The 23,996-nt window shown below is 61.3% G+C and carries 21 protein-coding genes; 10 read left to right on the forward strand and 11 right to left on the reverse strand.

Features of this window, described 5'->3' with window-relative positions; translation table 11 throughout:
* Window positions 1–455 precede the first annotated feature (455 nt).
* Window positions 456–2,774, forward strand: coding sequence for a zinc/cadmium/mercury/lead-transporting ATPase (locus tag N6G83_RS29425; protein ID WP_060448389.1), 2,319 nt, complete (start codon window positions 456–458; stop codon window positions 2,772–2,774).
* A gap of 79 nt (window positions 2,775–2,853) precedes the next feature.
* Here the strand turns inward: N6G83_RS29425 and tusA are convergent, their stop codons facing one another.
* Window positions 2,854–3,099 carry a sulfurtransferase TusA gene (gene tusA, locus N6G83_RS29430; protein ID WP_025304890.1) on the reverse strand — a complete coding sequence of 82 codons (246 nt, stop codon included), beginning with the start codon at window positions 3,097–3,099 and terminating at the stop codon, window positions 2,854–2,856.
* A gap of 219 nt (window positions 3,100–3,318) precedes the next feature.
* Between tusA and N6G83_RS29435 the strand changes: the two genes are divergently transcribed.
* The 3 genes from N6G83_RS29435 (at window position 3,319) to N6G83_RS29445 (ending at window position 5,097) form a co-directional block, all read left to right on the forward strand.
* On the forward strand, window positions 3,319–3,978 hold the full coding sequence (locus N6G83_RS29435) for a 7-cyano-7-deazaguanine/7-aminomethyl-7-deazaguanine transporter (protein WP_025304889.1): 660 nt from the start codon (window positions 3,319–3,321) through the stop codon (window positions 3,976–3,978).
* Window positions 3,979–4,018: 40 nt separating this feature from the next.
* The gene (locus tag N6G83_RS29440) at window positions 4,019–4,453 is read left to right on the forward strand and encodes a GNAT family N-acetyltransferase (protein ID WP_043142199.1); all 435 of its coding nucleotides are present in this window, start codon (window positions 4,019–4,021) and stop codon (window positions 4,451–4,453) included.
* Between the two features lie 80 nt (window positions 4,454–4,533).
* Window positions 4,534–5,097, forward strand: a complete 564-nt coding sequence (locus N6G83_RS29445) for a DcrB family lipoprotein (RefSeq protein ID WP_025304887.1) — start codon at window positions 4,534–4,536, stop codon at window positions 5,095–5,097.
* A 35-nt stretch (window positions 5,098–5,132) separates the two neighbouring features.
* On the opposite strand, the gene glpC is transcribed toward N6G83_RS29445, so the two are convergent.
* Genes glpC through glpA form a run of 3 tightly spaced genes read right to left on the reverse strand, consistent with a single transcriptional unit; the run spans window position 5,133 to window position 9,236 of the window.
* Window positions 5,133–6,332 carry an anaerobic glycerol-3-phosphate dehydrogenase subunit GlpC gene (gene glpC / locus N6G83_RS29450; RefSeq protein WP_033645005.1) on the reverse strand — a complete coding sequence of 400 codons (1,200 nt, stop codon included), beginning with the start codon at window positions 6,330–6,332 and terminating at the stop codon, window positions 5,133–5,135.
* A complete protein-coding gene (gene glpB, locus N6G83_RS29455) occupies window positions 6,329–7,597 on the reverse strand; it encodes a glycerol-3-phosphate dehydrogenase subunit GlpB (protein ID WP_060434789.1) in 1,269 nt (422 codons plus the stop codon). Before glpB ends, glpC begins: the two co-directional genes overlap by 4 nt.
* Window positions 7,587–9,236, reverse strand: coding sequence for an anaerobic glycerol-3-phosphate dehydrogenase subunit A (gene glpA, locus N6G83_RS29460; RefSeq protein WP_260515967.1), 1,650 nt, complete (start codon window positions 9,234–9,236; stop codon window positions 7,587–7,589). Before glpA ends, glpB begins: the two co-directional genes overlap by 11 nt.
* A gap of 364 nt (window positions 9,237–9,600) precedes the next feature.
* Between glpA and glpT the strand changes: the two genes are divergently transcribed.
* Both glpT and glpQ read left to right on the forward strand, forming a co-directional pair.
* The gene (gene glpT, locus N6G83_RS29465) at window positions 9,601–10,956 is read left to right on the forward strand and encodes a glycerol-3-phosphate transporter (protein WP_025304883.1); all 1,356 of its coding nucleotides are present in this window, start codon (window positions 9,601–9,603) and stop codon (window positions 10,954–10,956) included.
* An 82-nt stretch (window positions 10,957–11,038) separates the two neighbouring features.
* Window positions 11,039–12,118, forward strand: a complete 1,080-nt coding sequence (gene glpQ / locus N6G83_RS29470; RefSeq protein ID WP_025304882.1) for a glycerophosphodiester phosphodiesterase — start codon at window positions 11,039–11,041, stop codon at window positions 12,116–12,118.
* A gap of 54 nt (window positions 12,119–12,172) precedes the next feature.
* On the opposite strand, the gene yigL is transcribed toward glpQ, so the two are convergent.
* On the reverse strand, window positions 12,173–12,970 hold the full coding sequence (gene yigL, locus N6G83_RS29475) for a sugar/pyridoxal phosphate phosphatase YigL (protein ID WP_025304881.1): 798 nt from the start codon (window positions 12,968–12,970) through the stop codon (window positions 12,173–12,175).
* A 4-nt stretch (window positions 12,971–12,974) separates the two neighbouring features.
* Complete coding sequence (pldB, locus tag N6G83_RS29480; RefSeq protein ID WP_197819581.1) at window positions 12,975–14,018, reverse strand: lysophospholipase L2; 1,044 nt, start codon at window positions 14,016–14,018, stop codon at window positions 12,975–12,977.
* A 148-nt stretch (window positions 14,019–14,166) separates the two neighbouring features.
* On the opposite strand from pldB, the gene rhtB reads away from it, so the two are divergent.
* Window positions 14,167–14,787, forward strand: coding sequence for a homoserine/homoserine lactone efflux protein (gene rhtB, locus N6G83_RS29485; RefSeq protein WP_060434791.1), 621 nt, complete (start codon window positions 14,167–14,169; stop codon window positions 14,785–14,787).
* A 48-nt stretch (window positions 14,788–14,835) separates the two neighbouring features.
* Here rhtB and rhtC read toward each other — a convergent pair whose 3' ends face one another.
* Genes rhtC through pldA form a run of 3 tightly spaced genes read right to left on the reverse strand, consistent with a single transcriptional unit; the run spans window position 14,836 to window position 18,226 of the window.
* Window positions 14,836–15,456: a threonine export protein RhtC gene (gene rhtC / locus N6G83_RS29490; protein ID WP_049203601.1), complete on the reverse strand. Its 621-nt coding sequence runs from the start codon at window positions 15,454–15,456 to the stop codon at window positions 14,836–14,838.
* 12 nt (window positions 15,457–15,468) lie between these two features.
* Window positions 15,469–17,304: an ATP-dependent DNA helicase RecQ gene (gene recQ, locus N6G83_RS29495; protein WP_089196406.1), complete on the reverse strand. Its 1,836-nt coding sequence runs from the start codon at window positions 17,302–17,304 to the stop codon at window positions 15,469–15,471.
* A 43-nt stretch (window positions 17,305–17,347) separates the two neighbouring features.
* A complete protein-coding gene (gene pldA, locus N6G83_RS29500; protein WP_025304877.1) occupies window positions 17,348–18,226 on the reverse strand; it encodes a phospholipase A in 879 nt (292 codons plus the stop codon).
* A gap of 203 nt (window positions 18,227–18,429) precedes the next feature.
* Here pldA and N6G83_RS29505 point away from each other — a divergent pair, with 203 nt between their 5' ends.
* Together N6G83_RS29505 and rarD are read left to right on the forward strand one after the other, a co-directional pair.
* The gene (locus N6G83_RS29505; RefSeq protein ID WP_016929489.1) at window positions 18,430–18,900 is read left to right on the forward strand and encodes a thioesterase family protein; all 471 of its coding nucleotides are present in this window, start codon (window positions 18,430–18,432) and stop codon (window positions 18,898–18,900) included.
* 66 nt (window positions 18,901–18,966) lie between these two features.
* On the forward strand, window positions 18,967–19,854 hold the full coding sequence (gene rarD, locus N6G83_RS29510) for an EamA family transporter RarD (protein ID WP_025304876.1): 888 nt from the start codon (window positions 18,967–18,969) through the stop codon (window positions 19,852–19,854).
* Between the two features lie 16 nt (window positions 19,855–19,870).
* Here rarD and corA read toward each other — a convergent pair whose 3' ends face one another.
* A complete protein-coding gene (gene corA / locus N6G83_RS29515; RefSeq protein WP_004934262.1) occupies window positions 19,871–20,821 on the reverse strand; it encodes a magnesium/cobalt transporter CorA in 951 nt (316 codons plus the stop codon).
* A gap of 444 nt (window positions 20,822–21,265) precedes the next feature.
* Between corA and N6G83_RS29520 the strand changes: the two genes are divergently transcribed.
* The gene (locus N6G83_RS29520) at window positions 21,266–21,739 is read left to right on the forward strand and encodes a WbuC family cupin fold metalloprotein (protein WP_004934257.1); all 474 of its coding nucleotides are present in this window, start codon (window positions 21,266–21,268) and stop codon (window positions 21,737–21,739) included.
* 45 nt (window positions 21,740–21,784) lie between these two features.
* Here N6G83_RS29520 and uvrD read toward each other — a convergent pair whose 3' ends face one another.
* Complete coding sequence (gene uvrD / locus N6G83_RS29525) at window positions 21,785–23,947, reverse strand: DNA helicase II (protein WP_025304874.1); 2,163 nt, start codon at window positions 23,945–23,947, stop codon at window positions 21,785–21,787.
* Between the last annotated feature and the right edge of the window lie 49 nt (window positions 23,948–23,996).

Consider the following 23,996-nt stretch of genomic DNA (forward strand, 5'->3'; position numbering starts at 1 on the left):
CAACCATTTATTATCGCAACGAAAGTTTGTTATGCTGCTTTTTAGGCTTATTTACAAAGCAAACGAAACTTGATGAGGATAAGTTGGCACCAAACTTCAATAGCAACGCGGCCTGCAGACTCAAGCGAATCATGCTGGCTTTACTTAGGGGAAAAGGTAAATTTTGCTAAAGCGTTATAGATTAATAACTCTTTATTATTAGGTCGGGCGATTTTTTAGTTTCTATAGGAATATTATTTTCTTATTTAAACTAACGGCAGCGAGCCTTTTCGCCCAAATAGGGGATAAGAAAAGCCGATATATTTAAATTCGCATTATTCATTATTGAATGAATCCCCCTTTTCTACGCCCGAACGCCGTTAGCAATAATTCTCATCCGGCGCTTGACTCTGGAGTGGACTCCAGGGTGTAGAGTCAGCTGAGCAAACCCGTTTAACAGCCCGAAGGGGGACGTTATGCACAATCAGCAAAACCATAATCATCAGGAACATCACCACGCCGAAGGCGGGTGCGGCTGCAACCACAGCCACAGCAAAACGCAGCATGGCTGCAGCAGCGAGCCGAAAAGCGCAGCCGTACAGGCCGAACACGCCCACCATCATCACGATCATGGCGATAGCGGCTGCTGCACCGCCGCCCCCGACGATCCGGACGAGGAAAGCGACAGGCTGGCCGCCGCTCCCCCTTCCGGCAGCCAACGTTTCAGCTGGAAAGTCACCGGTATGGACTGCCCCAGCTGCGCCAAGAAAATCGAAAATGCCGTCACCGCGCTCCCCGGCGTTGACAGCGCACGCGTATTGTTCGCCACTGAAAAACTGGTGGTCGACGCACAGTCCGATCTCAGCCTGCGGATCCAGGACGCGGTCGCCCAGGCCGGTTTTACCCTGCTCGGCACTCAGACCGCCAAAGATGCCGCGCCAAAAGCCTCGCGCTTCGGCGAATTTGCGCCGCTGCTGTTGTTAACTACCCTGATGGTGGTCAGCTGGGTGCTGGATCGGATTAACCCGGAGCTGGGTCGCATCGCCTTTATCGCCACCACGCTGGTCGGGTTGGCGCCGGTCGCCGCCAAGGCGCTACGTCTGATTCGCTCCGGCACGCCGTTCGCCATCGAAACGCTGATGAGCGTGGCGGCCATCGGCGCGCTGTTTATTGGCGCCACCGCCGAGGCGGCGATGGTGCTGCTGCTGTTTATGGTCGGCGAGCTGCTGGAATCCTACGCCGCCAACCGTGCGCGGCGCGGGGTGAAGGCGCTGATGGAGCTGGTGCCGGAAGATGCGCTGCTGCTGCAAGGCACGGAACGCAAACGCGTGCCGGTCGCCAGCCTGCGCCCTGGCGATGTGATTGAAATCGCGCCCGGCGGGCGCCTGCCGGCCGACGCCGAGCTGCTCAATCCGTTCGCCAGCTTTGACGAAAGCGCCCTGACCGGCGAATCGGTGCCGGTCGAGCGTCAACAAGGGGAAAAAGTGGCCGCCGGCAGCCTGTCCGTCGATCAGGCGGCACAGATGAAGGTGATTTCCGAGCCCGGCAAAAATGCCATCGACCGCATTTTGCAGCTTATTGAAGAGGCCGAAGAACGCCGCGCGCCGATCGAACGCTTCCTCGATCGCTTCAGCCGCTATTACACCCCAGCCATCATGCTGCTGGCCGTCGCGGTGATCCTGGTACCGCCACTGCTGTTCTCGCAGCCGTGGGAGACCTGGATCTATCGCGGCCTGACGCTGCTGCTGATCGGCTGTCCATGCGCGCTGGTGATCTCGACGCCGGCGGCCATCACATCCGGGCTGGCGGCCGCCACGCGGCGCGGCGCGCTGATTAAAGGCGGCGCGGCGCTGGAGCAACTGGGCCAGATTCAAACCATCGCCTTCGATAAAACCGGCACCCTGACCGAAGGCAAGCCGACGGTCACCGACGTGCTGCCCATCGGCGCGCTGACCGAACAACGGCTGTTGCAGCTTGCCGCCGCGGTAGAGGCCGGTTCACATCACCCGCTGGCGCAAGCGATCATCAACCGCGCCGCCGCAAGCGGGGCTGAGCTGCCGCTGGCGCAGGCGCGCCGCGCGCTGGCCGGCGTCGGTGTGGAAGGGATCGTGGACGGCAAGACCGTGCTGATCAGTGCGCCGGGCAAGCTGGCGCCGGGCCTGCTCGCCACACAATGGCAGAGCCAGGTAGACAAGCTGGAAAACGCCGGTAAAACGGCGGTGGTGGTGCTGGAAGACGGCGCGCCCATCGGCTTGCTGGCGCTGCGTGATACGCTACGCAGCGACGCCAAACAGGCGATAGCCGAACTGAACGCGCTGGGTATTCGCGGCGTGATGCTGACCGGGGATAACCCGCGCGCCGCCGCGGCGATCGCCGGCGAGCTGGGCCTCGACTATCGTGCCGGTCTGTTGCCGGAAGATAAGGTCAGCGCGGTCACCGAACTGAGCGAACTGCGCCCGACGGCGATGATCGGCGACGGCATCAACGACGCCCCGGCGATGAAGGCCTCCAACATCGGCATCGCCATGGGCAGCGGCACCGACGTGGCGCTGGAGACCGCCGACGCCGCCCTGACCCACAACCGACTGGTGGGCGTCGCGGAAATGATCCGCATCTCGCGCGCCACCCACGCCAATATCCGGCAAAACATCACCATCGCGCTGGGGTTGAAAGGGGTCTTCCTGATCACCAGCCTGCTGGGGTTAACCGGGCTGTGGCTGGCAGTGCTGGCCGACTCCGGCGCCACCGCGCTGGTCACCGCCAACGCGCTGCGGCTGTTGAGAAAGCGCAGCTAAGCTCTGAAACAAACACGGGCGCGGCATACCGCGCCCGTTGTCATTGGGGGAGGGAACTTTTAACTCGGCCGCGCCGCCGTTATACGCCTTTACGCAGCAGATAACGGTATGGCGCCTGCTCGGTCTCCTGCGCCACCAGCGTATGCTCCATAAAGCGGCAGAACCCCGGGATATCGCGGGTGGTGGCCGGATCGTCGGCAATAATCAGCAGCGTTTCGCCGTTGTCCATATGGCGCACGGTTTTACGCACCATCATCACCGGTTCTGGGCAACGCAGCCCCAGCGCGTCGAGCGTCTGGTCTGCCTGGGCAAATAAGTCAGTCATGCAATTTTTCTCGTTCAACACGATCGGCGAACGCTCGCCGCATCTCATTAGCGCCTAGTTTACGCCGGTAGTTTTTCTGCGCAAGATGCGTTAACGTTTGCGTTAAATTTAACCATTGCATTGGTTGCGCAAACGCGTATCATGCCGCCGCGCAGCGTTTTTTGCTGTTTTGACAAGACACACTGGGTTCCCTCACCCCACTGCTAAAAAGGCTACAACATGTATTCGTTTACCGCACAGCAGCGCTTCACGGCGTTGGTCTGGCTTTCGCTGTTTCATATCGCCATCATTACCTCCAGCAACTACCTGGTGCAGCTGCCGATCACCGTTTTCGGCTTCCATACCACCTGGGGCGCCTTTACCTTCCCGTTTATCTTCCTGGCGACCGATCTGACCGTGCGCATCTTCGGCGCGCCGCTGGCGCGACGTATTATCCTGGCGGTGATGGTGCCGGCGCTGTTCATCTCTTATGTGATCTCCACCGTCACCTATCAGGGAGAATGGCAGGGCTTCGCGGCGCTGAGCAGTTTTAACCTGTTCGTGGCGCGCATCGCCGTGGCCAGCTTTATGGCCTATGTGCTCGGCCAGATCCTCGACGTACACGTATTTAACCGTCTGCGCCAACGCAGCGCCTGGTGGGTGGCGCCGGCGGCGGCGATGTTCCTCGGCAACATCAGCGATACGCTGGCGTTCTTCTTCATCGCCTTCTACAAGAGCAGCGATCCCTTCATGGCCAACAACTGGGTGGAGATTGCGCTGGTGGATTACAGCTTCAAGGTGATGATCTGCCTGCTGTTCTTCTTGCCGATGTACGGCGTGTTGCTGAACATGCTGCTCAAACGCATCGCGGCGCGCAGCGGCAGCCTGCAGCCGAGCTGAGCCATGCTATTCTGGGCGGCCTTATCCTTGGAGGCCGCTCATGACCCCAATCGTCCGCACCGCCACGCTCGAAGAAATCCACCGCCTTTATCAACGCATCCCCGAATTCGGCGGCCTGCATAGCCTGGCCGATCTGCAGCAGCGCATCGGCACCGCCCCCGCCAGCCTGTTGATCGCCGAGATAGACGGGCAGCCGGCCGGTTTCAAACTCGGTTATCAACGGCAGGAAACGGTGTTTTACAGCTGGCTGGGTGGCGTGCTGCCGGCATTCCGTCGCCACGGCGTGGCGCAGGCCTTGTTGGCCGAACAGGAACGCTGGGCTCGGGCGCAGGGCTATCGCCAACTGACGGTCAAAACCCGTAACCGGTTCCGCGCCATGCTGACGATGCTGCTCACCCACCACTATCAGATTGTTCAACTGGAAAAGAAAGGCGAAGTGGCTGATTATCGGCTATTACTGGAAAAAAACTTGTGACAACATCTGCCTTGCATTTCAACCTGGAATAGGTTGCGATACGACAGTGAATCCCTACCGGAAAGGAAGAAGGAAGCCCGATGCGTAAAGTAGCGAAATTGATGGGTATCAGCCTGCTGGCGCTTGGCCTCGCGGCCTGCGACGGCAACACCAAAGACACCAAGGCAGCGCCAGACGGCGCGGCGGCCAGCGCGCCGGCCGGGCAGCAGGTAAGCCTGCTGGACGGTAAACTGGCGTTCACCCTGCCGGTCGGCATGGCGGATCAGAGCGGCAAGCTGGGCAACCAGGCCAACAACATGCATGTTTACGCAGACAGCACCGGCCAGCGCGCGGTGATCGTCATATTGGGCGACAAGACCGCCGACAGCCTGGAGACTCTGGCCAAGCGCCTGGAGAACACCCAGCGCGCGCGTGACGCCAACCTGCAGGTGATCACCAACAAGGCGCTCGACGTCAACGGCGTGCCGCTGCGTCAGTTGGACAGTATCATCACCAGCGGCGGCGAAAAAGCCTATTCCTCCGTTCTGATCGGCTCGCTGAACAACAACATGCTGACCATCCAGGTAACGCTGCCGGCAGACAATCAGCAGCAGGCGCAGACCGAAGCCGAAGGCATCATCTCCACCCTGAAACTGAAGCAGTAATCCCACAAAGGGCCGGCGTGCCGGCCCTTTAGTTTTTATGCCAACGCCTGCGCCAGCAGGGTGATCGGGTGTTCGCAGCGTTTGCTGGTGGACATTTCTATCTGCCACTTGCAGGTCTCGCAGTCGGTCACCACCAGATCCACTCCGCTCTCTTCTATCTGCCGGAACAGCGGCGCGCCGATGCCTTGCGACGTGGCATAGTTCTCCGATTTGAACCCGTAAGTGCCGGCGATGCCGCAGCACTGCGAATCCAGCACCACCAGCTCCAGCCCCGGTATCTGCCGCAGCAGCTCCAGGGTGTAGGCGGTCCAGCCCATCTTCTCCATATGGCAAGGCGTGTGATAAGCCACCCGTAGCGGCGTGCGCTTGAGCGGCAGGCTGCGCCCCTGATTGATCAGGCGATAGAGATAGCGCGTCGCCAGCTCCACCCGATCGCGCACCGCAGTGGTGTCTACGTCCAGCAGATGAGGGTATTCGTCACGCAGGGTGAAGGTGCAGCTCGATGAGGTCGCCACCACCGGAATGCCGCGCTCCAGCACCGTTTCCTGCAGCGATTCGGCATTGACCCTGGCCTGCTTTTTAGCCTGCTCGATAAACCCGTTGGCGATCAGCGGCACGCCGCAGCATTTCTCGCGTTTCAGCAGTTGCACGCCGATATCCAGCGCGTTGAACACCCGGACCAAATCCTTGCCCAGCTGCGGGTGGTTATAGTTGACGAAGCAACCGTGGAAGAATGCCACCTGCTCGGCGTAACGCTGCTGAGCCTGCGCCTGTTGCCGGTACCAGCGGCGGAAGGTGCCGAAGGAATATTTCGGCAGTTCGCGCCGGTGATCGATCTTCAGCGCCTTGTCCAGCAGCTTGCGCACCGGTTTCAACCCGGTGGCGGCGTTGACGATCGGCGCAAACGGCGTCGACAGCGATCCCATGATATCGGTATGGCTGAGGATGGCATCGCGCAGCGTCGGCTTGCTCTGGGCGAAATCGGCGCGGGCGCGCTGAATGATGTCGCCGATTTTGACGTCGGACGGGCAGGCCACTTCACAACGCTTGCAGTTGGTGCAGTATTTCAGCGCTTCGTCGTACAGCGCCGGGTCTTTCAGCCGCAGCCGCTCGCCGTCCGGCCCCGCCTGTTTCGGCCCCGGGTAGAGCGGGTTCACTTTGGCGACCGGGCAGTAAGTGGTGCAGACGGTGCATTTGATGCAGCTTTCAAAGCTGTGGTCCCGATGCAGGCTCATACGTTCTCCTCCGCGGCGATCTGCTGCGCGACGTGCAGCGCGCCGATCAATGACACGCCGGCGCCGCAGCCCTGCTGCAGCGGATCGTAGCCGCCGGCGACCGCGCCGATGGCGTACAGGTTGTCGAACGGCACTCCCTGCTTCATCGCCCGCAGCCTGCCGTCGGTACGCACGCCGAACTGCAGGTAAGGCTGCGGCGCGAACAGCTCGCGTCGGCTCCAGTCGGCGCGATCCGCCCGGCTGTGTACGTCCAGCCCAAAGATCGGCTCACGCACCCGGTCGAAATCGGCCACCAGCCCATTGCTGAAGAAGCTGCCGCTGGCCAGCACCACCTGCTGCGCTCGCAGCGGGATATCGCCGTGGTTGCGGGTGTACAAACCGGTGATACGGCCGGCCTCGCTCTCGGCGCGCAGCACGCTGTCGCCGGGCATGAAAATGCCGCCCAGCTGCTGAAAACGCCGCCGCAGCGCCTGATGCAAGCGCATGCCGGGCACCGAAGGCGGCAACGTCGGCAGCAGTCGGATCGGTTTGCCGACCGCATCCTGCAACACCGCCAGCGACGCATCGTCCTCCAGGCCCAGACAGGCCGGCAGGAAGAGCGCCTCGGCCTCGCCCGCCAGCCGCCGCAGCTCTTCGGCCATCGGCGGCAGGCTTTCCATCAAATCCAGTACCCGGGCGATGTTCACCGCGCGGAACTCACTGGGGTTATTGCGCAATCTGTCCAGCGCCGGCATGTGCAGATAGGCCACGTCCGTCTGCACGCCAAGCTCGCGGCTCAGGGAATCGGCGGCCATCTGCGGCTGGAAGTCGAGGAACCCTTCGATGCCGATCACCGCGATGCGCCGCCACGGCAGTTGGCCGGTCAGCGGCAGCGTCGGGATCGCCTGCGGGCTGAGCCAGGTGGCGCGGCGCGTGCCCAGCGGCGTAATGCGCAGATGGTTATTGGTTCCCTCCCCCTGCAGGTTCAACCCGCAGCGCTCCAGCAGCCGCTGTGCGGCAGCGGACAGCGCCGCCACCCGGCCGGGCCCGATCAGGGCATACGGATGCTGCGGCGCCTGCTGCGCCAGCTGCGGCAACGCCGCCAGCGGCATCTCGACCGGCGTGCCGTCCGGCAATCTCGCCAACAGGTCGAGCGAGCCGGAGGAGAAGTAGAGCGCGCTCTGGCCAGAACTGACCACCGCGCAGCGCTTGCCCTGTTCGGCCACGGCAATGGCGCAGCTCAGGCCCGCCAGACCGCCGCCAATCACCACGACGTCAAATCGCATCATCTGCCTCCTGCTCCTGGTCGGCCTGGGCTTCAAGCCCGCATAACCCCTGGTAAACCCAACTGGTAAATTCGCTCTCGCGCAGCGCATCGCCCCAGGCGATCGGCCGTACGCCTTTCCAGCGTTCGTTGAGGAACTGCGACAGCTGCGCGATGGATTGCTGCGGCGTGCTGACGTTAAAGCGCGTCAGCAGCCCGGCGGCGCGGCAGGCGCAGAGTTCGCCCTGGCAGGTGCCCATGCCGACGCGGGTGCGGCGGCGCAGATCCACCAGGTTATTGACGGTCAGCGAATTGACCGCATAACGCACTTCCCCGGCGGTCACCGCCTCGCATTCGCACACCAGGCTGGTGTCGAGCCGATCGGCCGCCGGCACCTGGCTGGCGCGATCGCCGTGGCGGTAAATCGCCGAGCCACGGATGCTGGCGGGCAGTGAAACCACGCTGCGCACCGTTTCCTCCGCCGACTGGCGGGATCCGGGCAACGCGTCCTGCGCGGTGGTGCACGGACGGTTTACGCCAAGCTTTTCGCACACCTTGTCGGTGGCCCACTCCGCCATCAGGCGGTAGGTCATCAGCTTGCCGCCGGTGATGGTGATAAACCCTTCCAGCCCGTCGCGGGCGGCGTGATCGAGCAGCACGATGCCGCGGCTGACGTTGCGCCCGCTGGGATCGTCGTCGCTGGCGACCAGCGGCCGCACCCCGGCATAGGCGCGCAGAATGCGGGTCTGCGCCAGGGTGGGCGCCAACAGCGCCCCCTCGCGGATCAGAATGTCCACCTCCTGCGGGGTCACCAGCATGTTGTCAATTTGGTCGTAGTCGATATGGGTCGAGGTGGTGCCGATCAGCGAGATGGTGTCGCCCGGCACCAGGATGTCGGCGTCCGCCGGTTTGCGGCAGCGGTTGATCACCATGTTGTTGATGCGATGGCCGAGGATCAGCAGCGCTCCCTTGGCCGGGAACATGCGAATGCGTAAATCGGCATATTCGGCGATCTGCTGGCCCCAGATACCGGCGGCGTTGACCACCACCGACGCGTGCAGCTCATAGCGCCGCTGATTCTGATGGTCGTAAACGCGCACGCCCGTTACCCGATCGCCGCTGCGCAACAATCCCACCACCTGGTGGTAGGTCAGGATCTGCGCACCGTGCTCGCGCGCGTCCAACATGTTGGCGGCGGTCAGCCGGAAGGGATCGACGGTGCCGTCCGGTACGCGCACCGCGCCGATCAGCGCCGGGTTAGCCGCCGGCTCCAGCCGCAGCGCCCGCTGCGGGTCGATCGCTTCGGCGTCGATATCGGCCTGGCGACAGGCCGCGATAAACTGCTGCTGATAGTCCAGCGAGTCTTGCGGCAAGGTGATGAACAGCCCGTCGGTGCGCTCGATACAGTGATGCGCGATGCGTTTCAGGATGCGGTTTTCTTCGATGCACTCGCGCGCCGACTCGCCGTCGGTCACCGCATAGCGCGCGCCGCTGTGCAATAAACCGTGGTTGCGGCCGGTGGCGCCGGTGGCGATGTCGTGGCGCTCCAGCAAAATGCATCGCAGGCCGCGCCGCGCACAGTCGCGGGCAATGCCTGCGCCGGTGGCGCCGCCGCCGATGATGATCACATCCGTTTCGCCGCCGTCAAAATAGCTGCTCATGTCGCTCCCTCAGGATCGGTAGTTATGAGCCTATTGAGCCACGGTTATTGGGGTCTTTGTTTGATAAGGAACAATAACGAACATAAAACGAAATAAAAATGACCACAAAAAACCATCAATGTGATCATAATCACGATTTTTGGACGTTTTTCTATTTCATAACGTTAACGAATCGCTCAAAATCCGCCGTGGTTTCATGAAAGTGTAACAATTGCGCCATTCGTCACAGCGACACCAGGCGTATTTGATGACAATGGCGCTCGTTATGGAACACAAAAACACCACATTCGATATCCGCTCAATCATCAAATGAACGTAAAAGGTCATATTGATGTGATAACAGATAAAGCCATCGGAGGCGCTCATGTTGAGTATTTTTAAGCCAGCCGCACACATCGCCCGTGTGCCGAGCGATAAGGTAGATCCGCTCTACCGTAAGCTGCGCTGGCAAATTTTCCTGGGGATCTTCTTCGGTTACGCCGCCTACTATCTGGTGCGTAAGAACTTCACCCTGGCCATGCCTTACCTGATCGAACAAGGCTTCAGCCGCGGCGACCTCGGCTTCGCGCTGTCGGGCATCTCTATCGCCTACGGCTTCTCCAAATTCATCATGGGTTCGGTTTCCGACCGTTCCAACCCGCGAGTATTCCTGCCTGCCGGCCTGATCCTGGCGGCGGCGGTGATGTTGTTCATGGGCTTCGTACCGTGGGCAACTTCCAGCATCGCGGTGATGTTCGTTCTGCTGTTCCTGTGCGGCTGGTTCCAGGGCATGGGTTGGCCGCCGTGCGGCCGCACCATGGTGCACTGGTGGTCGCAGAAAGAACGCGGTGGCATCGTCTCCATCTGGAACTGCGCCCACAACGTGGGTGGCGGCCTGCCGCCGCTGCTGTTCCTGCTGGGCATGGCCTGGTTCAACGACTGGCACGCGGCGCTGTACATGCCGGCCTTCGGCGCCATCCTGGTGGCCCTGATCGCCTTCGCCCTGATGCGCGATACCCCGCAATCCTGCGGCCTGCCGCCGATTGAAGAGTACAAAAACGACTACCCGGACGACTACAGCGAAAAAGACGAAGAAGAGCTGACCGCCAAGCAGATCTTCATGCAGTACATCCTGCCGAACAAGCTGTTGTGGTACATCGCTGTCGCCAACGTGTTCGTCTACCTGCTGCGTTACGGCATTCTGGACTGGTCACCGACCTACCTGAAAGAAGTGAAGCACTTCGCGCTGGACAAGTCTTCCTGGGCCTACTTCCTGTATGAATACGCCGGTATCCCGGGCACCCTGCTGTGCGGCTGGATGTCGGACAAAGTGTTCAAAGGCAACCGCGGCGCCACCGGCGTGTTCTTCATGACGCTGGTGACCATCGCCACCGTGGTGTTCTGGATGAACCCGGCCGGTAACCCGACCGTGGACATGATCTGTATGCTGGTCATCGGCTTCCTGATCTACGGCCCGGTGATGCTGATCGGCCTGCACGCGCTGGAGCTGGCGCCGAAGAAAGCCGCCGGCACCGCCGCGGGCTTCACCGGCCTGTTCGGCTACCTGGGCGGTTCGGTTGCGGCCAGCGCCATCGTCGGTTACACCGTAGACTTCTTCGGTTGGGACGGCGGCTTCATGGTGATGATCGGCGGCGGCGTGCTGGCGGTTATCCTGCTGCTGCTGACCATGCTGAACGAGAAGAAACACCACGCGGAAATCGCTGCCGGCAAGCGCGGCTAACCGTCACACGACTTTTGCATGATTTAAAGGCCGCCCTGCGGCCTTTTTACTACCCTGCCCCCAACAACACGGAGAAAACGGAATGCGGACTCAAGTCAAAGCCCTGCTGACAGGGATCATTCTCGCCACCTCAATGGTCAGCGCCGCCCAGGCGGCGGACAAAGTGGTGATCGCCCACCGCGGCGCCAGCGGCTACCTGCCGGAACACACTCTGCCGGCGAAGGCAATGGCCTACGCGCAGGGCGCCGATTACCTCGAACAAGATCTGGTGATGACCAAAGACAACGAGCTGGTGGTGCTGCACGACCATTACCTCGATCGCGTCACCGACGTCGCCGAACGTTTCCCGAACCGCGCACGCAAAGACGGCCGTTATTACGCCATCGACTTTACGCTGGCGGAGATCAAATCGCTGAAGTTCACCGAAGGCTTTGACATCGAAAACGGCAAGAAGGTACAGGGCTACCCTGGCCGCTTCCCGATGGGCAAATCCGACTTCCGCGTCCACACCTTCCAGGAAGAGATCGAGTTCGTGCAGGGTCTGAACCATTCGACCGGCAAAAACATCGGCATCTATCCTGAAATCAAAGCGCCTTGGTTCCACAAGCAGGAAGGCAAAGACATCTCCAGCAAAGTGCTGGCGGTGCTCAAGCAGTACGGCTACACCGGCAAGAACGACAACGTCTACCTGCAGTGCTTCGACGCCAACGAGCTCAAGCGCATCAAGAACGAGCTGGAGCCGAAGCTGGGCATGGATCTGAAGCTGGTGCAGCTGATCGCCTATAACGACTGGCAGGAAACCTACGAGCAGAAAGCCGACGGCAAGTGGGTAGAATACGACTACGACTGGATGTTCAAACCGGGTGCGATGAAGAAAATCGCTCAGTATGCCGACGGTATCGGGCCGGACTACCACATGCTGGTGGTGGCGGATCAATCCAAGCCGGGCCACATCGTGCTGACCGACATGGTGAAAGAAGCGCACGCCAGCAAGCTGGCGGTGCATCCGTTCACCATCCGCGCCGATGCGCTGCCGAAGTACGTGACCGACGTGAACCAACTGTATGACGTGATTTACAACCAGGCCGGCGTCGACGGCGTGTTCACCGACTTCCCGGACAAGGGCGTGCAGTTCCTGCAGAAGCAGGGCCAGCACAAGTAATGCCAAGGGCGCCGCAAGGCGCCCTTGTTATTTCAGAGAAACGGCCTGGTTATTTCAGAGGAACATCTTGCGCAGGTAGTGCGGCACCGCGTTATCGACATTGGAGCCGATCACTTCCAGCTCCGGCAGCATATCCTTCAGGCGCTGATGCGCGTCGCGCATGATGCAGCCCTTGCCGGCCATCGACAGCATCTCCAGATCGTTCATACCGTCGCCGAAGGCGATGCACTCTTGCAGCGTATAGCCGATGATCTTGGCCACTTCTTCCAGCGCATGCCCTTTCGACACGCCGCCCGCCATCACTTCCAGACAGGTCGGGAACGAGAAGCTGACGTTGACCCGATCGCCCCAGCGCGCGTTGATGGCGTCTTCCACCTGCAGCAACCGCTCATGATCTTCACAGGTAAAGTAAACCTTGCAGACGCCGTCGGTTTCCAGCAGGCCCGGCTCAAACAGCTGATATTTGAATACCGACTCCTGGAAGAACTCTTCCTGCTCCGGGCTTTCGCGGTTGATGAACCAGTCATCGTTACGGTAGACGTTGGTGGTGATCTCCGGATCGTCGTGCAGCATGCCGTACAGATCGCGGGCGATATCCTCGTCCAGGTTGTGGCTGAAGATCAGCTCGCCGGCCGTGTTGTGCACCCGCGCGCCGTTGGAGGTGATCATAAAGGCGCTGATCTCCAGACTGTCGCGGATCTGCGCCACGTCGATGTGGTGGCGGCCGGTGGCAAACACGAAATGCACGCCGCGCTGGGTCAGCAACTTCAGCGTTTCTTTGGCGTACGGCGACAGGGTATGGTCGGGAGACAGCAGCGTGCCATCTAAATCGGAAGCGACGACGTGATACATAGCGTTATGTTCTAACCTCTGATGGAGTTGTCGGCGGCAGCGCGCCACCTAAGTGTTGAGCAAAGAAGCGCAGGATTGCGTTCAGTGCTTCGGCGCGCATCGCGTCCCGCTCGAACAGGATCTCATGGCGTGCGCCGTTGATAACCAGCGGGAGCCCCCCTTCGCAAGGGCGCCCCGCGTCTGACAGAGCCTGACAAAAAGCCTGGTGCGAACGGTTGTCAACCACCCGTTCCTCACCGGCTTGCAAAAGCAACAGCGGCGTTGTTATCTCCCCGGCCTGCGCGATAATCTGCCGGCCGGCGCGGATGCTCTCCCGCACCCAATGGTAGGTCGGTCCGCCCACCTGCAGCTCGGGGTAATCGGCGTAATAGCGCAGGCTACGCCGGTAGCGTTCGCGGCTGTGGGTCAACACGTTGACCACATAGGGCAGCGGCCGCCACTGGCCGGTGCCCACCGCGTAGTAGTCGCGGATCGCCGGACGGGTCTCCGCCCAGTCGAGGATGCGGTCGGCCAGCCAGCCCGGCATCGGCAACTGGATGCCGAACATCGGCGCGCAAAACGCCGCCGCATCGAACGCCTGCGGCCGGCGTTGCAGGAACTGCGCCAGGATCGCGCCGCCCATCGAATGCGCCAGCGCGAAGCGCTGCCGGTAACCGCGCGACTCGACTTCGCGCTGCCAAAGCTGCTCGAAATCGTCCACGTAGTCGGCGAAGTTTACCACATGACCGCGGTGCGTATCCGCCAGTAAACGCCCGGAACGCCCTTGGCCGCGATGATCGACGATCACCACGTCGTAACCGCAGTGGAACAGATCGTAGGCCACCTCGGGGTATTTCACGTAGCTTTCGATGCGGCCGGGGCTGACCACCACCACGCGCTGATGCCGCGCGGAACTGAAACGCACAAAGCGGATCGGCACGCCGTCCACGCCGCTGAACTCGCCTTCTTCCCGTAGCCGCCAGAAGTCCAGCAGCGGCCCGGTGGCGAAGGCAGCGAACTGCGTTTCACGCGTTAACCAGTCATCGGAGCTGAGAGTGAACGAGGTCATCAAGAGCGTTTTCCCTGTGGGGCCGGCGGAAAAATGTGACCGCTGGCACAAGAAATCATACTAGCGTATTGTGATTCAATTCTGACAAAAAACGGCGCCGCCTCGGCGCATTGTGGCACAAAACGACACTTTCAGGGAGCCGAGAACCATGACCTTGGACTGGTGGTTAACCTACCTGCTGACCACGCTTATCCTTAGCCTGTCCCCTGGATCCGGCGCCATCAACACCATGAGCACCGGCATCAGCCACGGCTATCGCGGCGCCGCCGCGTCAATCGCCGGGCTGCAGGTCGGGTTGAGCGCGCACATCGTGCTGGTGGGCATCGGTCTCGGCGCGCTGATTTCTCAATCATTGCTGGCGTTCGAACTGCTGAAATGGTTGGGCGCCGCCTACCTGGTGTGGCTCGGTATCCAGCAATGGCGCGCCGCCGGCGCGCTGGATCTGCATGCGCTGGCGGGCAGCATGCCGCGCCGCCGTCTGTTCCGCCGCGCGGTGCTGGTCAACCTGACCAACCCGAAAAGCATCGTGTTCCTCGCCGCGCTGTTCCCGCAGTTCATCTTGCCCAATCAACCGCAGGCCGAGCAGTACCTGGTGCTCGGCGTCACCACCGTGGTGGTGGATATTCTGGTGATGATCGGTTACGCCACCCTGGCGACGCGCATCGCCGGCTGGCTGAAAACGCCGCGCCAGATGCAGCTGCTTAACCGGGTGTTCGGTTCACTGTTCATTTTGGTGGCGGGGCTGCTGGCGACCGCCCGCAAAGCCTGACAAAAAAGGCCGGGCATCGCTGCTCGGCCTTGGGCATCTCACCGCCGGTCAGCGGGTAAAGATCAGGTGTAACCCGAAGCCGGTGAACAGCACGCCCGCCACCCCGTCGATCCACTTGGCCAACCGCTGATAGCCGCGGCGCATCGCCGGCAGCGCGAACACCACCGCCACCAGGCTGAACCAGACGAAGGTCTCGGCAACGATCAGCAAGAACAGCCCCCAGCGCGCGCCGGCGCCGACGCTGTCACCGACGAACAGCGAGAACACGCTGCCGAAATAGATCACCGCTTTCGGGTTGGACAGGTTGGTCAGGAAGCCGCGAATAAAGCTGCGCCCGGCCTTCGGCAACGCCACCTGGGCCTCCGCCGCTGGAGCAGCTTGCTGCGCCCGCGCGGAACGCAGCAGTTGCCACCCCATCCAGCACAGGTAAATGCCGCCGCCGACCATGATGACCTGATGCAGCCAGGCCATCTTCTGCAGGATCAGATGCAGCCCCATCAACGCCACGCCGGCCCAAACCACGATGCCGAGCGAAATGCCGACCACGCCCATCATCGCCTCACGGCGCGAACGGCTGGCGGCGGTTTGCGACACGAAAAAGAAGTCCGGCCCCGGGCTCATCAGCGCAATCAGATGCACCAGCGCCACGGTGAGAAACAGCATCAGCATGATTTATCGCCCTCAGTCTTCATCATTGTCGAGATGGTCGCGGATCATCGCCATAAAGGGCGCGCCGAAACGCTCTAGTTTGCGCTGGCCGACGCCGTTGACGCTCAGCAGATCGCCGGCCTTGATCGGCATCTGTTCGGCCATTTCCAGCAGCGTGGCGTCGTTGAACACCACGTAAGGCGGAATGTTTTCTTCGTCGGCGATCGATTTGCGCAGTTTGCGCAGCTTGGCGAACAGCTTGCGATCGTAATTGCCGCCGTAGGATTTCTGGTTGGCGCTGCTGCTGCGCGACTTCAGGCTCTGAATACGCGGCACCGCCAGCTGCAGCGCCACCTCGCCGCGCAACACCGGACGCGCCGCCTCGGTCAATTGCAGCGCCGAGTGCATGGCGATGTTCTGGGTGATAAAGCCCAGGTGGATCAGCTGACGCAGCACGCTGGTCCAGTGTTCGGTGGTTTGATCGCGGCCGATGCCGTACACCGGCAGCTTGTCGTGACCGTATTCACGAATGCGTTGGTTGTTGGAGCCGCGCAGCACTTCCACGATGTACCCGAGGCCAAAGCGCTGGCCGACGCGGTACACGCAGGACAGCGCCTTGCGCGCGTCCTCCAGCCCGTCGTAGCGCTTGGGCGGATCGAGGCAGATGTCGCAGTTGCCGCAGTTCTCGTGCTTGCCTTCGCCGAAGTAGTTGAGCAGCACCAGGCGACGGCAGGTTTGCGCCTCGGCGAAAGCGCCCATGGCGTTCAGCTTGTGACGCTCGATGTCCAGCTGTTGCCCGGCGGGTTTCTCCTCCAGGCAGCGGCGCAGCCAGGCCATGTCGGCCGGATCGTACAGCAGGATGGCTTCGGCCGGCAGGCCGTCGCGCCCGGCTCGGCCGGTCTCCTGATAATAGGATTCGATATTGCGCGGGATGTCGAAATGCACCACGAAGCGCACGTTGGGTTTGTTGATGCCCATGCCGAAGGCGACGGTGGCCACCACCACCTGCAGATCGTCGCGCTGGAACGCTTCCTGCACCTGCGCGCGGCGATCGTTGTCCAGCCCGGCGTGGTAGGCACCGACGCTCAGCCCGCGGCTTTGCAAGCGCGCAGCGGTGTCTTCCACCTTGGCGCGGCTGTTGCAATAGATAATGCCGCTCTTACCGCGCTGATCCTGCACGAAGCGCCACAGCTGGTCGAGCGGTTTGAATTTTTCCACCAGCGTGTAACGGATGTTCGGCCGGTCGAAGCTGCTGACCTGCACCAGCGGATCCTGCAGCGACAGCAGACGCACGATATCGCCGCGGGTGGACTCGTCGGCGGTGGCGGTCAACGCGATCACCGGCATCGACGGGAAGCGCTGTTTCAGTTGGCCCAGCGCGCGATATTCCGGCCGGAAGTCATGGCCCCACTGCGAGATGCAGTGCGCCTCATCCACCGCCAGCATTGCCGGCGGGCAGTGGTCGAGCAGGTTAAGGAAGCTTTCCATCATCAGCCGTTCCGGCGCGATGTACAGCATCTTGATGTTACCGTTGCGGCAGCCGGCCATGACGTCCAGCTGCTCCTCGCGGGTTTGCGTCGAGTTATAGCAGGCGGCGGAAACGCCGTAGGCCAACAGTTGGTCGACCTGGTCCTTCATCAGCGAGATCAGAGGGGAAACGACCAGCGTCAGGCCGTCCATCACCAGCGCCGGGATTTGGTAGCACAACGACTTGCCGCCGCCGGTCGGCATCACCACCAGGCAATCCTGCCCGCCGATCGCGGCGTTGATAATCGTTTGCTGCCCCGGACGGAATTGCTGGTAGCCAAAGGTATCGCGCAATACCTGCTCGGCCAGCAACTCTCTGTTAATCACTGCTGCGGTTGACACACACTTCCCCATTTTTTCATCGGTACACACCCAGCGGGTATGATTACATAATATCGTTCAGCATGACACCAACGCCCACCCGTGTCTGCCGGAAGTTATAGTCGATCAGCGATTCGCCGTAGCCGCTGAATACCTGGGTATAGAAACGCACGTTGCGGGTGATCGGATAGCTCCAGCCCAGCTCCGCGCCGCCGTAGCCGCTGTTCCAGTTATAGTGGCTGTCGACGCTGAACACGCTGTCGCCCCAGGCGTAACCGACCTTCAACCGGTAGTATCCCATGTATTTGGTGATGTCCGGGTTGTCGTCGTTGCTCGAGCTCTCCGAGAAGCGGAACCAGGGCTTGAGATCCACCTGCCAGTTGCCGTTTTGCGCCATCAGCCGCGCATAGCCGCGATTCCAGCTGCGCGACGTCGGATCCGAGCGGCCGTTAGACTGATGGTTCACGCCGATTTCAACATCGCGCAGCGTCCAACCGGCAAAACGGTAATCGGTCGCCCACCCCACGAACAGCTGCGGCTCGTAGTTGGTTTCGCGGAACGGCGAAGACTCGCCGCGGTTGGACAATTGCCACCAGGAGCGCTGAGTATAAGACGCGCCGAGCACCGAGTTGTCGCCGGCAATGCCCCGCCACAGAGGAAACGCCAGGCTAAGTTGGTATTTCACCTCGTCCTTGCGCGCCTTGTCGCCCCAGTTGTACGTCTTGATGGCCTCTTTGTTGATATCACTGGTGTCGGTGTACAGCAGATAATTGGGATCGTAAGGATACAGCGTGAACGGATTCTCGTGCTCCTGCAGCAGGTTGGCGATAATGCTGCCGCGCACCGCCGGCTTATCGTGAATCTGCTGCTCTTTGGCTTCCTCAGCCAATGCCAGCGCCGGCATCAGCAGCGTGGCGGAAACGATCCCTGACAAAATGCGCATAACCTCTCCTCACTCCAACGAAAAAGGGCAAGCCCGGAAAAAATCAGGCCATTTTACACACAAAGGGCGTTTTACCGCAGCGCAGGCCGGTTTTATTGGAATAGTCTGGAAAGCAACAAAGGTTAAGCATAAAATCAACATCTCATTAACCTGGACTGACCAGTTAGCTCCCTTAAAACGCAAAAGAAAAATGGAAACCCGCTATGTCGACCACACCACTGACCCTGGAAGCCGCCCGCCGCAAGATCGGCGAAATCTTTGTCTACCACATGCCGTTCAACCGCGAGCTTGGCCTGGAGCTGCGCCGCTTCGACGATGACTACGTCGAGCTGAGCTTCACCAACCAGCGCAAGCTGGTGGGCAACGCCGCACAGGAAATTCTGCACGGCGGCGTGATCGCCGCGGTGCTCGACGTCGCCGCCGGGCTGGCTTGCGCCGGCGGCGTGCTGACGCGCCTGGAGCCGCTGATCGAAGAAGAGATCGCCGCCAAACTGTCGCGCATGGGCACCATCGATCTGCGCGTCGACTATCTGCGCCCCGGCCGCGGTGAACACTTCGTCGCCTCCGCCAGCGTGCTGCGCAGCGGCAACAAGGTCGCCGTGGCGCGCGTAGAACTGCATAACCACGACGGCCTGCATATCGCGACCGCCACCGCCACCTATCTGGTCGGCTGATGATTGTGTGCGGTGAGCGTCTTCAGTACACTCACCGCATCTTAAGTTCCCCACCAGAGTGACGTCATGGACGCAAAGCAAACGCGTCAGGGCATTTTCTTCGCCCTGGCCGCCTATTTTATGTGGGGCATTGCCCCGGCCTATTTCAAACTGATCCAGCAAGTGTCCGCGGACGAGATCCTCACCCACCGGATCATCTGGTCGTTTTTCTTCATGCTGGCGCTGATCACGCTGGGCCGCAACTGGCCTAAAGTGCGCGCCGCCTGCCAAAACCGCAAACGACTGCTGCTGCTGGCGGTCACCGCGCTGTTGATCGGCGGCAACTGGCTGCTGTTCATCTGGGCGGTGAACAATCACCATATGCTGGAAGCCAGCCTGGGCTACTTCATCAACCCGCTGGTTAACGTGCTGCTGGGGATGCTGTTTCTCGGCGAGCGCTTTCGTCGCATGCAGTGGGTGGCGGTGGCGCTGGCATTCACCGGGGTACTGGTGCAGCTCTGGCAGTTCGGCTCGTTGCCGATCATCGGTCTGGGGCTGGCGTTCAGCTTCGCTTTCTACGGCCTGCTGCGCAAGAAAATCGCCATCGACGCCCAGACCGGCATGCTGATTGAGACGCTATGGCTGCTGCCGGTGGCGGCCGCCTATCTGTTCCTGTTCGCCGACAGCCCCACCAGCCACCTGAGCGCCAACCCGTGGTCGCTGAACCTGCTGCTGGTCGCCGCCGGCATCGTCACCACCGTACCGCTGCTGTGCTTCACCGCGGCGGCTACCCGGCTGCGCCTGTCGACGCTCGGTTTCTTCCAGTATCTCGGCCCGACGCTGATGTTCCTGCTGGCGGTCACCTTCTACGGTGAGACCATCGGCCAGGACAAGCTGGTGACCTTCGGCTTTATCTGGGCGGCGCTGATCCTGTTCACCCTCGACGCGCTCTACACCCAACGCAAGCTGCGCTAAGCCCGGCGCCGCCGGGTTACAGCCAGTTTTTGCGCTTGAAGTACAGGTAAGGGGCCAGGCCGGCCAGGATCATCAGCGTGATGGCGCCCGGGTAGCCGAACGACCATTTCAGTTCCGGCATGAATTCGAAGTTCATGCCGTAGCTGGAGGCCACCAGCGTAGGCGGCAGGAATACCACCGACACCACCGAGAAGATCTTGATGATGCGGTTCTGTTCGATATTGATGAAGCCCATCGCCGCCTGCATCAGGAAGTTCACCTTCTGGAACAGCGATTCGTTGTGCGGCAGCAGGGATTCGATGTCGCGCAGCACTTCACGCGCCTGCTCCAGCTGGCCGGTCGGCAAACGCGCCTTGCGCACCAGGAAGTTGAGCGCGCGCTGGGTATCCATCAGACACAAACGCACCTTCCAGCCGATATCTTCCAGCTCCGCCAGCGTCGACAGCGCGGCGTCGTATTCGTCGCCCTGATGCCCTTCCATGATCACCCGGCTGAGCTGTTCCAGATCGCTGTAGATGTTCTCTATCTCGTCCGCCAGCTGTTCAATCTTGGTTTCGAACAGATCCAGCAGCAGTTCGTAGGCGTTGCCTTCAAGCATGGTCTGGTTGCGGGCGCGCATGCGGTACAGGCGGAACGCCGGCAGTTCACGCTCGCGCAGGGTATACAGGCGGCCGTCGCGAATGGTGAAGGCCACCGTGGAGTTGCCGGCGTGATCTTCCGCATCTTCGAAGTAGAAGAAGGAGTGGATATGCAGACCGTCTTCGTCTTCGAAGAAACGGGCGGAGGCTTCGATATCGTCCAATTCGGGACGCGTCGCCAGGCTTTGTCCCAGCTCATTCTGCACGCGCTCACGCTCGCCCTCTTCCGGCTCGACCAGATCAACCCACAGCGATGACGTGAGATCATCCGAGTCGTCCAGTTCCAGACGGGACAAGCGGCGGTTATCTAATTTAAAAGCGCTCAGCATGTGCCAAAACTCCGTGAAGGTAACGGGTGCGGACAACGCGTTGAAGCACAGAAACAGAGGGGATGCGTATCACCGATTGTTTCAGACCATGAAGAGATCTGACTCATAGCGACACTTTGCGGGGTCGCCGACAACCACGAAGGCTATCAGCAAAAACGGAGAGCCTTAGAAGTTATACCTGCGGCGCAGGTCAGTGAGCCAGTATCTACTGGGTGTGTCCAAGGCGTCTGTCCTCAATGATAATAGTGCGCGCATGTTACGCCGAGAAGAAAAAGCCTGTCAACACGTTAGGCGGGATAATTGCGCAACAAATCATCACGATGATCAATGGCAGAAATGACGCTTAAACCGTACTGAAAAAGTCGCGACGATCGCTTACCGCCACCAAGAATGTTGCTAAGATGACATCACCCTAATGGTACGACAAGCATGCGGATTTAAACGATGAAACAGATTACCGCCCATGAACTGACCGCGATGAGCGAACAGGCCGCCAGCGTGGCCCGCCTGCGCGCGCACCGCACCTTACACGAAGAGTTGAGCGACCCGGTGCAACGCCTGGCGATCGCCATGGAGCCCGGCACCTATATCCGCCCGCACCGCCACCCGCAAACCTGGGAGCTGCTGACGCCGCTGCGCGGTCGTTTTGTCGTGTTGCAGTTCAACGATGATGGCGTCGTCACGCAGCGCACCCTGCTCGGCGAAGAAACCAAAGTGCTGGAGATGCCGGCATTTACCTGGCATGCGGTGCTGTCGGTCGATGCCGGCGGCGTGGTGTTCGAAGTGAAGCAGGGCCCGTATCAGGCACTGACCGAAGAGGACTGCATGCCATGGGCGCCGCAGGAAGGCGGCGAAGGCACCGAAGCGGTGATGCGCTGGTATGCCACCGCGCAGGTCGGCGATCGCTACCCTCACTGATAATGAACGATTGCAGGGGCCTGCCCCTGCAACTCTCCCCGCTCTTTATACCGTTTCCAGGCGAGCGTAGGCCGCCACCAGCCACTTGATGCCCTCGCCCGGGAAAGCGATCTGCAGCCGGCTGTGCTCGCCGCTGCCCTCCAGATTGACGATGGTGCCTTCGCCAAACTTGGGATGGCGCACGCGCTGGCCCAGCTTGTAGCCGGTATCGTTCTCGCTGATCGGCGTGCCCATGCGGCGGTGATTGACCGGGCGCGATACGCTGGCGCGCAGGCGCACTTCTTCCACGCACTCTTCCGGCAGCTCGCCGATAAAGCGCGACGGCCGATGGTAAACCTCTTTGCCGTACAGACGGCGCGTTTCGGCGTAGGTCAGCGTCAGCTTCTGCATGGCGCGCGTTACGCCCACATAGGCCAGACGACGCTCCTCCTCCAGACGGCCGCCTTCATCCAGCGACATCTGGCTCGGGAACATACCTTCTTCCATGCCGACGATAAACACCAGCGGGAACTCCAGGCCCTTGGCCGAGTGCAGGGTCATCAGCTGCACCGCATCCTGATAGGCGTCGGCCTGGCCTTCGCCCGCTTCCAGCGCCGCATGCGACAGGAATGCCTGCAGCGGCATCAGATCCTGATCTTCTTCCTGATAGCTGAACTGGCGCGTCGCCGTCACCAGCTCCTCGAGGTTTTCGATACGCGCCTGCCCCTTCTCGCCTTTTTCCTGCTCATACATGATGAACAGCCCGGAATCGCGGATCACGCGGTCGGTCTGCACGTGCAGCGGCATGTCGGCAGTTTCATGCGCCAGCGACTCCACCAGTTCGATAAAGCGCTGCAGCGCCGACGCGGCGCGGCCGGCCAACACCTTGTCCTGCATCAGCTCGCGCGTCGCCTGCCACAGCGTCAGCTGGCGATCGCGCGCCGCCTGGCGCACCACGTCGAGGGTGCGATCGCCGATGCCGCGCGTCGGGGTGTTGACCACGCGCTCGAAGGCCGCATCGTCGTTGCGGTTGGAGATAAGGCGCAGGTAAGCCAGCGCATCCTTGATTTCCTGGCGTTCGAAGAAGCGCTGGCCACCGTAGATGCGGTACGGCATCGCCGTCTGCAACAGCGCCTCTTCCAGCACGCGCGACTGGGCGTTGCTGCGGTACAGGATGGCGCAGTCGTTCAGCGCGCCGCCGTTGTCTTGCCAGGTCTTGATGCGGTTAACCACGAAGCGCGCTTCGTCGAGTTCGTTGAAGGCGCAGTAGAGGGAAATCGGTTCGCCTTCGCCGCCTTCGGTCCACAGGTTTTTGCCCATGCGCCCGTCGTTGTTGGCGATCAGGGTGTTGGCCGCTTTCAGGATGTTACTGGTGGAACGGTAGTTCTGCTCCAGGCGGATGGTTTCTGCGCCGGGGAAGTCCTTCAGGAAGCGCTGGATATTTTCCACCTGCGCGCCGCGCCAGCCGTAGATCGACTGATCGTCGTCGCCGACGATCATCACGTTGCTGTTGCCGCCCGCCAGCAGACGGATCCAGGCGTACTGGATGCTGTTGGTATCCTGGAATTCGTCCACCAGCACGTTGGTGAAACGTTCGCGGTAGTGGTTGAGGATATGCGGCTTGTTCAGCCACAGCTCGTGCGCGCGCAGCAGCAGCTCGGCGAAATCCACCAGCCCGGCGCGATCGCAGGCTTCCTGATAGGCCTGATAGATGCGCAGCCAGGTGGCCTCTACCGGGTTGTTGTAGGTCTCGACGTGCTGTGGGCGCAGGCCCTCGTCTTTCTTGCCGTTGATGTACCACATCGCCTGACGCGGCGGCCACTGCTTCTCGTCGACGTTCAGCGCCTTGATGATGCGTTTGAGCAGCCGCAGCTGGTCGTCGCTGTCGAGGATCTGGAAATCCTGCGGCAGGTTGGCTTCCAGGTGGTGGGCGCGCAGCAGACGATGCGCCAGGCCGTGGAAGGTGCCGATCCACATGCCGCCCTGGCTGGTGCCGATCAGATGTTCGATACGGTGGCGCATTTCCGCCGCCGCCTTGTTGGTGAAGGTCACCGCCATGATCGAATACGGCGAACAGTTCTCCACCGACAGCAGCCAGGCGATGCGATGCACCAGTACCCGCGTCTTGCCGCTGCCCGCCCCGGCCAGAACCAACAGGTTGCTGCGCGGCGCCGCCACGGCTTCACGTTGTTTTTCATTCAGGCTGTCGAGCAGATCGGAGACGTCCATAGGCACCACTAATGGTTAAGGGAAAACCCGCCGGTGACGGGTTTTTCAC

This window comes from Serratia sp. PL7 (assembly GCF_945957435.1).